This is a genomic window from Pseudomonas sp. ZT5P21 (assembly GCF_054897785.1).
This window is the reverse complement of the sequence record NZ_CM142705.1, coordinates 5,189,463-5,202,393: the sequence shown is the minus strand read 5'-3', so window position 1 is coordinate 5,202,393 and position 12,931 is coordinate 5,189,463. Positions and strand designations below refer to the sequence as shown.

The following is a 12,931-nucleotide window of genomic DNA, read 5'->3' as shown; positions in this document are numbered from 1 at the left end:
CCTTGCAATGCCTGACCAAGATGTACGTTTGCAACACCTGAAAGTTTGGCTCGATGAGCAGTTGGCGACCCTCTTTGCGGAGCATGGTTGGGGCGTCGTACCCCCAGCCACGTTGACCGCGGCCAGCAGTGATGCGAGTTTTCGGCGCTATTTCCGCTGGGAAGGCGCCGGCCGAAGTTTCGTCGTCATGGACGCGCCACCGCCCCAGGAAAACTGCAAACCCTTCGTGGACATCGCTTTTTTGCTGGCGAAATCCGGAATAAATGTGCCGAAAATTTATGCCGAAGACCTTGAGCGCGGTTTTCTTTTGCTTAATGACTTGGGCAACAAGACGTATCTGGACGTTATCGACAGCGCAAATGCCGACGATTTGTTCAAGGATGCTTTGCAGGCACTGCTCGCTTTTCAGCAATTGCCAATGGTTGCACCGCTGCCGAGTTACGACGTGGCGTTGCTGCGTCGCGAGCTGGAATTGTTCCCTGAGTGGTACGTGAAGCGTGAGTTGGGCGTCGAGTTCGACGCTGCGCAGCAAATGCTCTGGCAGAACGTGACGGAGCTGTTGATTGACAGCGCGTTGGCGCAGCCGAAAGTGTTGGTACATCGCGACTACATGCCGCGCAACCTGATGCTCAGCGAGCCGAATCCCGGCGTGCTGGATTTCCAGGACGCGGTCTACGGCCCGGTGACCTACGATGTGACTTGCTTGTTCAAGGACGCTTTCCTGAGCTGGCCCGAGGAACGTGTGCGCGGTTGGCTGGAAGATTACTGGCAGCAAGCGGGCGCCCTGGACATTCCGGTTCAGCCCGACTTCGAAGACTTCCTGCGCGCCAGCGACCTGATGGGGGTGCAGCGTCACCTGAAAGTCATCGGCATCTTCGCGCGCATCTGTCACCGCGACGGCAAACCGCGTTACCTCGCCGACGTGCCGCGTTTCTTCGCTTATATGGAAGCCGTGATTGCTCGCCGCCCAGAACTGGCCGAGCTGGATGTATTACTGCTGAGTCTGCGTGTTGGAGCGACTGCATGAAGGCAATGATTCTGGCGGCGGGCAAGGGCGAGCGCATGCGTCCGCTGACCCTGACTACGCCAAAACCGCTGGTTCGTGCCGGCGGCGTGCCGTTGATCGAGTATCACCTGCGGGCGCTGGCCGCCGCCGGGTTTACCGACATCGTGATCAACCATGCGTGGCTGGGTCAGCAGATCGAAGACTGGCTGGGTGATGGCTCGCTGTATGGCGTGAGCATTCGGTATTCGCCGGAAGGTGAGCCGTTGGAAACCGGAGGCGGAATTTTCCGCGCGTTGCCGTTGTTGGGTGATGAGGCGTTTGTGGTGGTCAACGGTGATATCTGGACCGACTACGACTTCAGTGTCTTGCATCAGCCTATCAACGGTCTGGCTCATCTGGTGCTGGCGGATAACCCGAACCACCATCCGGCGGGCGATTTCACGCTGGTCGACGGGCAAGTGCACGATGGCCAGCCTGATACGCCGACCCTGACTTACAGCGGCATCGCGGTGTTGCATCCACAGTTGTTCGGCGGTTGCTCGGCCGGGGCTTTCAAGCTTGCACCTCTGCTGCGTAAAGCCATGGCTGACGGACAGGTGACGGGGGAGCGGTTGAACGGTCGTTGGGTGGATGTCGGCACTCACGAGCGTCTGGCTGAAGTCGAAACGCTGATTGAAGCGAGTCGCTGACATGTTGTGGCCAGGGACTCTGATTGGAGCCGGAGCGGGCTTTGCCATCGCCAGCATTCCGGGGGCCATGCTTGGCGCTTTGCTAGGGCAGGCGCTGGATCGGCACCTGCACCTGCAAAGCTGGGGGCATTTGCGTGAAGCGCTTGGTGGTCGTCCGCTGCTGCGCAACGATGAACTGCTGTTCGTGTTGCTGGGGCGGCTGGCCAAGTGCGACGGGCAAGTGGTGGATGGCCATATCCAGCAGGCGCGTCAGGAAATGCAGGCGCTGGAAATGACCGATGCGGCAAAACGTCGGGCGATCGCGGCGTTCAACCGTGGCAAGTCGGGGCATGACCGGTTGCGCGGTTATCTGCGACGCTTGAGCGCTCAACCCCATGCGGCGGAAGGCGTGTTGCGCGCCTGCTGGCGGATGATCTGGGCCGATGGTCGCGCCGGTCACGCCGAGCGCGAGCTCATTGCTCAATGGGGCAAGTGGTTGGGCTGGAGGTCGTATCGAGTGCAGGCATTGGCCGCTGACTATGAGCCGCACAAACCAACGACCGTCAGCAGTGTCATCACTTATCAGGACGCATTGCTGCTTTTGGGCGTGAATGCCACCACCGATCCGGCGCAGATCAAGCGTGCCTATCGGCGCCTGTTGAGCCGTCATCATCCGGACAAGATTGCCGGCAGCGGTGCGACGGCGTTGCAGGTTCGCGAGGCGACGGACAAGACGCGCGAATTGCATAGCGCCTATACGTTGATTCGTCAGCGGCGGGATTTCAGGTAGCCGGTAATGATGTGTCGCCCGTGATGACGCCTTCGCGAGCAAGCCCGCTCCCACAGGTTTTATGCCGTACGCAATTTTTGTGATCGACATAAACCCTGTAGCAGCGAGGCTTGCCCGCGAAGGGAACAACTCGGTCTATAGGTTCTTCGCCGGCTGAGGGTTCAACCAGCCCCGCACCCGGCGTACCAACTGCTCTTGCTCGGCCTCGCTATTGCCCGGCAGTGCCTTGAGCGATACCTGACTGAACGCCGAAGCCTTCAAGCGCTTGCTGGCCTGCAACCGTTCCAGCGCCGCATTACGGTCCAGCGGCTTGTCCATATAGAAGATGTCGGCCGTCGGCAGTTTCAATGACGGTGTCAGTTCGGCCAGTTCAGGCTTCGCCGCAACGGGCGTCCGGGCAGCGACCATCACGAATTTCTCGACTTGCGAGGGCTGCCTCTCACTGAGGTAACGCGCGGCCCAGTAAGCGCCGGTGCCATGACCCAGCACCACAATGCGGCGAGTGCTTTGCTGTTCGGCGTAGGCAATGGCTGCATCGATGCGTGCGAAGATTCGCTCGGCATCGGCTTTGGCCTGCTCGTCGCTGCTTTCCGTGATGGCCTTGTCGGCGACTTCCGCTTCACCGCCCGCCGCCTGTTCAATGGGGGCGGCGGTGGTTGAGTCCTTGCTGCCAGCGTCAGGCGCCGTGGGCGTTGGGACCACTTCGACGACACGTGGCGCAATGGCATCGCTTTGCAGGTCGGGCAAGGTGATACTCAGGCTGCTCCACTCGGCGTCCGGCAGTTTGCGGCGCAGGGGGCCGATTGCTTGCGGCCAGTCAACGGTTTCACCGGCCCCCGGGATGATAATCACCGCACCTTTGGGATCTGCGGTGTTGGCAGGTTTCCACAAGGCCAGAAACGTATCGCTGCCCGCTTGCAGTTGTTGCTGTTCCTGCGCAGGGATTTTTCGTTCAAGTGCTGTCGCTTCTTCCTGACTACGCTCAAGCAGCGGCTGACGTTCGACCGGTTTTTCGTCTGCGGATTTTTCCGCGGCAGCGGGTGCCGGGTCAGCGGCCTCGACGGAAAAAGCGCAGGGCAGGATCAGCGACAGGCACAATGCTGGCAGTGCCAGGCGGTAGACAGTGGGCATCGGATATTCCAGGCCAGAAATTATTCCGGCAGCCTAATGGGTTGGTCAGTATTTGTCAGTGTGTGAGATTTCGATGATGCGTTTTCGCTGCCTGTGGGTTATCGGCTGTTTGTGGTTTCCCTTGATGGGCTGGGCGGCGCCTGCGCCACCGACGCACGTCGCACAATTGTCCGCAAGTCAGCAGGAATGGCTGGCGCAGCAGGGAGAATTGCGCGTCGGACTGGTGTTGCAAGTGCCCTATGCGCAGTACGATCGCCGCTTGCAGCGGCTGTCCGGGGTCAACGTCGAGTTGATGAAATGGCTGGCGAAGTCGCTCAAGGTCGAGCTGAGCTGGCGCAACTTTCCCGACCTCGCGCAACTTGAGGCTGCCGCGCGCGAAGGTGAAATCGACCTCGCGCCGGGTCTGGCGCAAACCCCTGGTGGCCTGCGCCTGTGGCAATTTTCCGATCCGTACATGCGGGTGCCGCAACTGGTGGTCAGCGATCAGAAAGCCGCCGGCGTGGTAGAGCTGGAGAAACTCGACAGCCAGACCCGCGTTGCCGTGCGCATGCCCAGCGCCACCGCCGATTACCTGCGCAGTAATTATCCGCACCTGAACCTCCAGGGCGTACCGATCGAGCGCCAGGCATTGCAACTGTTGTTGAGTCAGCAGGCCAGTTACGCCGTGGTCGACGAAGCGCAGTTGGGGCGTTTGTCTGTCGAGCCGGAGTTTGCCGGGTTGGTGGTGGTAGGCGATATCGGTCTGCCGCAACTGCTGCGTGTGGCCACGCGTCGGGACCGGCCGGAACTCGCCGGCATCGTCGAAAGCGCGCTGCGGGCGATCCCGGCCAAGGATCTGGAGCAATTGCACAATCAATGGCTGCAACCCAAATACCCGCGTCTGACGGAGTCCCCGGGTTTCTGGCAGAACCTCAGCCTGCTGTTGGCGGTGTTGATGCTGAGCTGCATGGCGATCGTGTTCTGGCAGCGTCGGCAGCAACACAGCCTGGAACAACGTCTCACAGCGGCTCGCGAAGACATTGCCTTGCGAGCCGCCAGCGAAGAAGCGTTGCGCCTCACCCAGTTTTCCATTGACCAGAGCACCGTCGGCATCCTCTGGGTCAACTGGGACAGCCACGTGCGCTACGCCAACCGCGCCGCCGAAACCATGCTCGGCTATCCAGCGGGCGGCATCATCGAACGGCCGCTGATCGACTTCGAGCCCGGTCTGCACATGGACCGCTGGCTGAACCTGTGGAAACGCGCACGTGCCAGCGAAGAAGGGCCGCTCAGCTTTGAAACCAATTGCCTGCGGGCCGATGGCAGCGTTCTGCCAGCGGATGTTTCGTTGAGCTTCTTGCGGTTCCGTGAGGGTGAATACCTGGTGGTTTATCTCAATGACGTCACCGAACGCCGTCGCGCGCTGGCCGCGTTGCAGGAAAGCGAGGCGCGTCTGCAAGGGATTGCCGCCAACGTGCCGGGATTGGTCTTTCGCCTGGAACGGGCACCGGTGACGGGGCAGATCGACTTTGCCTACATCAGCGAGGGTAGCGAGAGCCTGGTGGGTTACTCCCCGGCGACCCTCGCCCATCGTGACAGAGGCCTGCGCAGCCTGGTCCATCCGGACGACAAGGTCAGTTACCACCAGACGCAGGATCATGCGCTTGATACCGACAGCGACTGGTCGTGGCAGGGACGGATTCTCACGCGTCAGGGCGAACAGCGCTGGGCCGAAATCAAAGCCATCACTCGACGTCTTGAAGATGGCGCCTATGTCTGGGACGGCATTGTCTGGGACATCAGCGAGAGCAAGCGCATCGAGCTGGAACTGGCCAGCTCCCGTGAGCAATTGCGTGAGTTGTCGGCGCATCTGGAGAGCGTGCGGGAAGAGGAAAAGGCCCGTATCGCCCGGGAAGTTCATGACGAGTTGGGTCAGATGTTGACCGTGTTGAAGCTGGAAACGTCCATGTGCGAATTGGCCTACGCCCAGCTCGACCCTGGCCTGAACGAACGATTGAACAGCATGAAACGCCTGATCGCTCAGCTTTTCCAGTTAGTACGGGATGTCGCCACGGCGTTGCGCCCGCCGATTCTCGATGCCGGGATCGCCTCGGCCATCGAATGGCAGGCCCGGCGCTTCGAGGCGCGTACGCAGATTCCATGCCTCGTGCAAGTGCCGGACAACTTGCCGGTGCTCAGTGATGCCAAGGCGATAGGCTTGTTCCGAATCCTTCAGGAGGCGCTGACCAATGTCATGCGGCATGCTCAGGCGCATACTGTTGAACTGACACTGACCCTTGAGGGTGACGAATTGTGTCTGACAGTCAGCGATGATGGCGTAGGATTTGTCGCCGCCACAGGCAGGCCGACATCCTTTGGGATTGTTGGCATGCGCGAGCGGGTGTTGATCATGGGCGGGCAGTTGTCGCTTGAAAGTGAACCGGGCGAGGGTACGACCCTGACGGTGCGAGTGCCTTTGGATGAGGAGAAGTAAGTGATCCGTGTACTGGTAGCCGAAGACCACACCATCGTTCGCGAAGGCATCAAGCAATTGATTGGCCTGGCCAAGGATTTACTGGTGGTGGGGGAAGCGAGCAATGGCGAGCAGTTGCTCGAGACGTTGCGCCATGTTCCCTGCGAAGTCGTGCTTCTGGACATCTCGATGCCGGGCGTGAATGGCCTGGAAGCGATTCCGCGGATCCGTGCGTTGAACAATCCGCCTGCCATTCTGGTGTTGTCGATGCACGACGAAGCGCAAATGGCCGCACGGGCATTGAAGGTCGGCGCTGCAGGCTATGCGACCAAGGACAGCGACCCGGCGCTGCTGTTGACGGCAATCCGCAAAGTCGCGGCGGGCGGGCGTTACATTGACCCGGATCTGGCCGACCGCATGGTCTTCGAAGTAGGCCTGACTGATTCGCGGCCGCTGCATTCATTGCTGTCAGAGCGTGAGTTCTCAGTGTTCGAACGCCTGGCTCAGGGCGCCAACGTCAACGACATCGCCCAGCAACTGGCCTTGAGCAGCAAGACCATCAGCACCCACAAGGCGCGGCTGATGCAGAAACTCAACATCACCTCCCTGGCCGAACTGGTGAAATACGCGATGGAGCACAAACTCCTCTGATGTACGCACCTCCGCTGACTCACTGCAATCCCCTGTGGGAGCGAGCTTGCTCGCGATAGGCGGTCTTTCAGTCGACATGGTTTTTGAATGGTCCACCGTCATCTCGAGCAAGCTCGCTCCCACAGGATTACGGCGACATGTCCATTTGCGACAGGCCCAATCATCGCTTTTGCCCGGTCTTGCGGCTTGCAGTCAGAAACTTCCCGCTGACCCTATCCAATCCCGCCATCCTTGTAGGGCAATCCCTACACCCAACCTTCCATCCGGCTGAGGTGATTCTCTCCTGCGCCCCGATTTGCGTGCTCCCCAGCGTCCACTAGGCTTAGTTCACAGCAGTCATCAATAACAAAGGTGTGGGTATGAGCCAGGTCGAATCAAACGCAGGGGCCAGTGACATTCTGGTCAGCTTTCGTGGAGTGCAGAAGAGCTACGACGGCGAGAACCTGATCGTCAAAGACCTCAACCTGGACATTCGCAAAGGCGAATTCCTCACCTTGCTGGGGCCGTCCGGCTCGGGCAAGACCACCAGCCTGATGATGCTCGCCGGTTTCGAAACCCCGACCGCCGGCGAAATCCTCCTGGCCGGGCGTGCCATCAATAACGTGCCGCCGCACAAGCGCGACATCGGCATGGTGTTCCAGAACTACGCGTTGTTCCCGCACATGACGGTGGCCGAGAACCTCGCGTTCCCGCTGACCGTACGTGGCTTGAACAAAAGCGATGTCAGTGACCGGGTCAAACGTGTCCTGAGCATGGTTCAGCTCGACACCTTCGCCCAGCGCTATCCGGCGCAGTTGTCCGGCGGCCAGCAGCAGCGTGTGGCGCTGGCCCGCGCGTTGGTGTTCGAACCGCAACTGGTGTTGATGGACGAGCCTCTTGGCGCACTCGACAAACAACTGCGCGAACACATGCAGATGGAAATCAAACACCTGCACCAGCGCCTCGGCGTGACCGTGGTCTACGTGACTCACGATCAGGGCGAAGCCCTGACCATGTCCGACCGCGTGGCGGTGTTCCATCAGGGTGAAATCCAGCAGATCGCTCCGCCGCGCAGCCTGTATGAGGAGCCAAAAAACACCTTCGTCGCCAACTTCATCGGCGAGAACAACCGTCTCAATGGCCGTTTGCACAGCCACACTGGCGATCGCTGCGTGGTCGAGCTCGGTCGTGGTGAAAAGGTTGAAGCCCTGGCGGTCAACGTCGGCAAGACCGGCGAGCCCGTCACGCTGTCGATTCGCCCGGAACGCGTGAGCCTCAATGGTTCGAGCGAGTCCTGCGTCAACCGCTTCTCAGGGAGGGTGGCGGAATTCATCTATCTGGGCGACCACGTCCGGGTTCGTCTGGAAGTCTGCGGCAAGACCGACTTCTTCGTGAAACAGCCGATTGCCGAGCTCGATCCTGCGCTCGCCGTCGGCGACGTGGTACCGCTTGGCTGGCAGGTCGAACACGTTCGCGCGCTCGACCCACTTCTAGAGGCGAACTGATCGCCCCCTGCTTCAACCAACCCTGCACGTGGAGAGAACAATAAATGTTGAGATCCCTGAAATTCACCGCCCTGGTCATGGGCATGATGGGTGCGGCGCACGCGATGGCGGCGGGCCCGGACCTGACCGTTGTGTCCTTTGGCGGGGCGAACAAGGCTGCGCAGGTCAAGGCCTTCTACGCGCCGTGGGAAGCGGCGGGTAACGGCAAGATTGTCGCTGGCGAGTACAACGGCGAGATGGCCAAGGTCAAAGCCATGGTCGACACCAAGAGCGTGTCCTGGGACCTGGTGGAAGTCGAATCGCCGGAACTGTCCCGCGGCTGCGATGAAGACATGTTCGAGCAACTCGACCCTGCGCTGTTCGGCAAGACCGAAGACTACGTCAAAGGGGCCATCCAGCCTTGCGGCGTAGGTTTCTTCGTGTGGTCGACCGTGTTGGCCTACAACGCCGACAAACTGGCCTCCGCGCCGACCAGTTGGGTGGATTTCTGGGACACCAAGAAATTCCCGGGCAAGCGCGGCCTGCGCAAAGGCGCCAAGTACACCCTGGAATTCGCACTGATGGCCGACGGCGTTGCGCCGAAAGACGTCTACAAAGTGCTGGCCGGCAAAGACGGTCAGGACCGCGCGTTCAAGAAGCTTGATGAGCTGAAACCAAGCATTCAGTGGTGGGAAGCCGGAGCACAACCGCCGCAATACCTCGCTTCGGGTGACGTGGTCATGAGCTCGGCCTACAACGGCCGGATCGCTGCCGTGCAGAAAGAAAGCAACCTGAAAGTCGTGTGGAACGGCGGCATCTACGACTTCGACGCCTGGGCGATTCCAAAAGGTCTGGACAAGGCACGTGCTGAAGCGGCGAAGAAGTTCATCGCGTTCTCGGTGATGCCGCAGCAACAAAAGACCTACTCGGAAAACATCGCCTACGGCCCGGCCAATACCCAAGCCGTTCCGTTGTTGTCCAAGGATGTCCTGAAAGACATGCCGACCACCCCGGAAAACATCGCCAACCAGGTGCAGATCGACGTCAGCTTCTGGGCTGACAACGGCGAGCAACTGGAACAGCGCTTCAATTCCTGGGCTGCGAAGTAAGCAGAGGGCTCGCCCTCCTGTGAGGGCGAGCTTTTGTGGCGAGGGAGCTTGCTCCCGCTTGAGTGCGCAGCACTCTCAAAATTGGATGTTGTTAACAGAATTTTGGGGCTGCTCCGCAGCCCAGCGCGAGCAAGCTCGCTCGCCACAGGTTCGCTCCCACTTCAACGATTGATCAAAGATTTCCGGAGTACGCCATGGCCACCGCCATTCCCCTGAACGCGGGCACTGATCCCACCTTGAAGCAGCGGCTCAAGCACGCCGAGCGGATCAATCGCTGGAAGGCACAGGCCTTGATCGCGCCGCTGGTGCTGTTCCTGTTGCTGGTGTTCCTGGTGCCGATCGTGGCGCTGCTCTACAAAAGCGTGGGTAATCCGGAAGTGGTCGGCGGCATGCCGCGCACCGTGGCAGCCATCGCCAGTTGGGACGGCCGCGGCCTGCCCGCTGAACCGGTTTACAAAGCGGCCAGCGAAGACCTCGCCGAGGCCCGCAAGAATCAGACCCTGGGCGACCTGTCCAAGCGCTTGAACATGGAGTTGGCCGGCTACCGCAGCCTGCTGACCAAAACCGCTCGCGCCCTGCCGTTCGCCACCGAGCCAGCCTCATATAAAGAAGCGCTCGAAGGTCTCGACGAGCGCTGGGGCGACCCGGCCTATTGGCAAGCCGTACGCCGCAACACCAGCAGCATTACCCCGTACTACTTGCTGGCCGCCGTCGATCACCGCATTGATGACCTCGGTGAACTGGCCCCGGCCACGCCCGACCAGGCGATCTACCTCGACATCTTCGCCCGCACGTTCTGGATGGGTCTGATCATCACCGCGATCTGCCTGGTGCTGGCGTATCCGTTGGCCTACTTGCTCGCAAACTTGCCATCGCGCCAAAGCAACCTGCTGATGATTCTGGTGCTGTTGCCGTTCTGGACGTCGATCCTGGTCCGAGTCGCCGCGTGGATCGTGTTGCTGCAATCAGGTGGTTTGATCAACAGCGGCCTGATGGCCATGGGCATCATCGATAAGCCGCTGGAACTGGTGTTCAACCGCACCGGGGTTTACATCTCGATGGTGCACATCCTGCTGCCGTTCATGATTCTGCCGATCTACAGCGTGATGAAAGGCATCTCGCCGACCTACATGCGCGCCGCGATTTCCCTCGGCTGCCATCCGTTCGCCAGCTTCTGGCGGGTGTACTTCCCGCAAACCTACGCGGGCGTCGGCGCCGGTTGCCTGTTGGTGTTCATCCTCGCCATTGGTTACTACATCACCCCGGCGTTGCTGGGCAGCCCGAACGATCAGATGGTCAGTTATTTCGTCGCCTTCTACACCAACACCAGTATCAACTGGGGCATGGCGACTGCACTTGGCGGACTGCTGCTATTGGCGACCGTGGTGCTTTATCTGATTTACAGCTGGCTGGTGGGCGCCAGTCGCCTGCGCCTGAGCTAAGGGGAGAATGAAATGCTGAGTCCTTATATGTCGCCCGTCGAGCGGGTGTGGTTTTACAGTTTGCGGATTCTCTGCGGCTTGATTCTGTTGTTCCTGATTCTGCCGGTGCTGGTGATCATTCCGCTGTCGTTCAACTCGGGCAGTTTCCTGGTGTATCCGCTGCAGGGCTTCTCATTGCAGTGGTACCACGACTTTTTCGCCTCGGCGGAATGGATGCGCGCCTTGAAGAACAGCATCATCGTCGCCCCGGCGGCGACCGTGCTGGCGATGATCTTCGGCACGCTGGCGGCGATTGGCCTGACCCGTGGCGACTTCCCTGGCAAGGCGCTGGTGATGGCCCTGGTGATTTCGCCGATGGTGGTGCCGGTGGTGATCATTGGTGTCGCGAGTTATCTGTTCTTCGCCCCGCTGGGTCTGGGCAACAGCTTCTTTTCGCTGATCGTGGTGCATGCGGTGCTGGGCGTGCCGTTCGTCATCATTACGGTATCGGCGACGTTGCAGGGGTTTAACCAAAATCTGGTGCGTGCGGCTGCCAGTCTAGGTGCTTCGCCGCTGACCGCGTTCCGTCGGGTGACCTTGCCGCTCATTGCTCCTGGCGTGATTTCCGGTGCGCTGTTTGCCTTCGCGACATCATTTGATGAAGTGGTGGTGACGCTGTTCCTTGCAGGTCCCGAGCAAGCGACGTTGCCACGGCAGATGTTCAGCGGCATTCGTGAAAACCTCAGCCCGACGATTGCCGCCGCGGCAACGCTGCTGATTGCCTTCTCGGTGATCCTGCTGCTAACCCTGGAATGGCTGCGCGGCCGCAGCGAAAAACTGCGTACCGCCCAGGTCTGAAGCCACACACCAATCAACTGTAGGAGCGAGCTTGCTCGCGATGGTCGCCAACGATAACGCGAGAAGCCTGACACCCCGCAGTGCTCTCAGGTTTTCGCGAGCAAGCTCGCTCCTACAGGTGTTTTGTGTGGCTTTCGGGATCGTCGGTCATTCACACGCTGAATAGCAGACAAACCCCAATCCCCAGCTACTATTGTGCCCAGCTCCCCTATCTATAAGAGGCCGTGCACGATGAGTCTTTCCTCTTTCAAAATCGCTCACAAACTGATCACCGGCGCAGGTGCCATCGAGCAGCTGGCCGCCGAACTCACGCGCCTGGACATAGACAACCCGCTGATCGTCACCGACGCCGCGCTGGTCAAATCCGGTACGGTAGAGCTGGCGCTCGCGCAGCTGGGGGATCGCAGCTACGAGATTTTTGACCGTGTGCTGCCAGATCCGGAAATCGCCATCGTCGAAGACTGCATGCGCGTCTACCGCGAAGGCGGGCACGACGGGCTGATCGGTCTGGGCGGTGGCAGCGCGATCGACATTGCCAAAAGCGTCGCGGCCTACGCCGGTTACCACGGTGCGCTGGAAGATCTGTTCGGCACCGACCAGGTGCCACGCAAAGGTCCGCCACTGATCGCCATCCCGACCACCGCCGGCACGGGCTCGGAAGTGACCAACGTCGCGATCCTCTCCGACAAGGTCGCGCAGCTCAAAAAGGGCATTGTCAGCGACTATCTACTGCCGGACGTGGCACTGGTCAGCCCGCAAATGACCCTGACGTGCCCGCGCAGCGTCACCGCCGCGAGTGGGGTCGATGCGCTGGTGCACGCCATCGAGTCTTATTTGTCCCTCAATGCTTCAGCGATTACCGATGCGCTGGCCATCGGTGCCATCAAGCTGATCACCAAAGCGTTACCCAAGGCCTACGCTAATCCCTCCAATCTGCAGGCACGCGAAGACATGGCCACCGCCAGCCTGATGGCCGGCATGGCATTCGGCAATGCCGGCGTCGGCGCGGTGCATGCGCTGGCGTACCCGCTGGGCGGACGGTTCAACATTGCCCACGGCGTCAGTAATGCCTTGTTGCTGCCGTATGTCATGACCTGGAACAAGATGGCCTGCGTCGAGCGCATGCAGGATATTGCCGAAGCCATGGGCGTGAAGACCGCTCATTTGAGTGCCAGTGACGCCGCGGACAAAGCCGTCGAAGCGATGACGGCGTTGTGCGCAGCGGTGGAAATTCCCCCGGGACTGCGCAGCTTCGGCGTTCCCGAAGACGCGATCCCGGCCATGGCTGTGGAAGCGGCGGGTATCGAGCGTCTGATGCGCAACAATCCGCGCAAATTGAGCGCGATTGATATCGAGAAAATCTATCGCGCGGCTTACTGATC

General features: G+C 60.4%; 11 protein-coding genes. 10 read left to right on the top strand and 1 reads right to left on the bottom strand.

What is annotated here, in order from left to right:
* Nucleotides 1–7 precede the first annotated feature (7 nt).
* Genes ACYZT9_RS24280 through ACYZT9_RS24270 form a run of 3 tightly spaced genes read left to right on the top strand, consistent with a single transcriptional unit; the run spans nt 8 to nt 2,464 of the window.
* A complete protein-coding gene (locus ACYZT9_RS24280; RefSeq protein ID WP_462007733.1) occupies nt 8–1,027 on the top strand; it encodes an aminoglycoside phosphotransferase family protein in 1,020 nt (339 codons plus the stop codon).
* On the top strand, nt 1,024–1,695 hold the full coding sequence (murU, locus tag ACYZT9_RS24275; protein ID WP_462007732.1) for an N-acetylmuramate alpha-1-phosphate uridylyltransferase MurU: 672 nt from the start codon (nt 1,024–1,026) through the stop codon (nt 1,693–1,695). Before ACYZT9_RS24280 ends, murU begins: the two co-directional genes overlap by 4 nt.
* A gap of 1 nt (nt 1,696) precedes the next feature.
* Nucleotides 1,697–2,464, top strand: coding sequence for a TerB family tellurite resistance protein (locus tag ACYZT9_RS24270; protein ID WP_462007731.1), 768 nt, complete (start codon nt 1,697–1,699; stop codon nt 2,462–2,464).
* 135 nt (nt 2,465–2,599) lie between these two features.
* On the opposite strand, the gene ACYZT9_RS24265 is transcribed toward ACYZT9_RS24270, so the two are convergent.
* Complete coding sequence (locus tag ACYZT9_RS24265; RefSeq protein WP_462007730.1) at nt 2,600–3,595, bottom strand: alpha/beta hydrolase family protein; 996 nt, start codon at nt 3,593–3,595, stop codon at nt 2,600–2,602.
* Nucleotides 3,596–3,668: 73 nt separating this feature from the next.
* Here ACYZT9_RS24265 and ACYZT9_RS24260 point away from each other — a divergent pair, with 73 nt between their 5' ends.
* From ACYZT9_RS24260 to ACYZT9_RS24230, 7 genes are all read left to right on the top strand, one after another.
* Complete coding sequence (locus tag ACYZT9_RS24260) at nt 3,669–6,068, top strand: PAS domain-containing sensor histidine kinase (protein ID WP_462007729.1); 2,400 nt, start codon at nt 3,669–3,671, stop codon at nt 6,066–6,068.
* Complete coding sequence (locus tag ACYZT9_RS24255) at nt 6,069–6,698, top strand: response regulator (RefSeq protein ID WP_003210977.1); 630 nt, start codon at nt 6,069–6,071, stop codon at nt 6,696–6,698.
* A gap of 359 nt (nt 6,699–7,057) precedes the next feature.
* Nucleotides 7,058–8,182 (top strand): ABC transporter ATP-binding protein, encoded by a 1,125-nt coding sequence (locus tag ACYZT9_RS24250; protein WP_462007727.1) that lies wholly within the window; start codon nt 7,058–7,060, stop codon nt 8,180–8,182.
* A gap of 44 nt (nt 8,183–8,226) precedes the next feature.
* Nucleotides 8,227–9,270 carry an ABC transporter substrate-binding protein gene (locus tag ACYZT9_RS24245; protein ID WP_461952973.1) on the top strand — a complete coding sequence of 348 codons (1,044 nt, stop codon included), beginning with the start codon at nt 8,227–8,229 and terminating at the stop codon, nt 9,268–9,270.
* A 194-nt stretch (nt 9,271–9,464) separates the two neighbouring features.
* Complete coding sequence (locus ACYZT9_RS24240; RefSeq protein ID WP_462007726.1) at nt 9,465–10,712, top strand: ABC transporter permease; 1,248 nt, start codon at nt 9,465–9,467, stop codon at nt 10,710–10,712.
* 12 nt (nt 10,713–10,724) lie between these two features.
* A complete protein-coding gene (locus tag ACYZT9_RS24235; RefSeq protein WP_462007725.1) occupies nt 10,725–11,549 on the top strand; it encodes an ABC transporter permease in 825 nt (274 codons plus the stop codon).
* A gap of 231 nt (nt 11,550–11,780) precedes the next feature.
* A complete protein-coding gene (locus tag ACYZT9_RS24230; RefSeq protein WP_462007724.1) occupies nt 11,781–12,929 on the top strand; it encodes an iron-containing alcohol dehydrogenase in 1,149 nt (382 codons plus the stop codon).
* Nucleotides 12,930–12,931 lie beyond the last annotated feature (2 nt).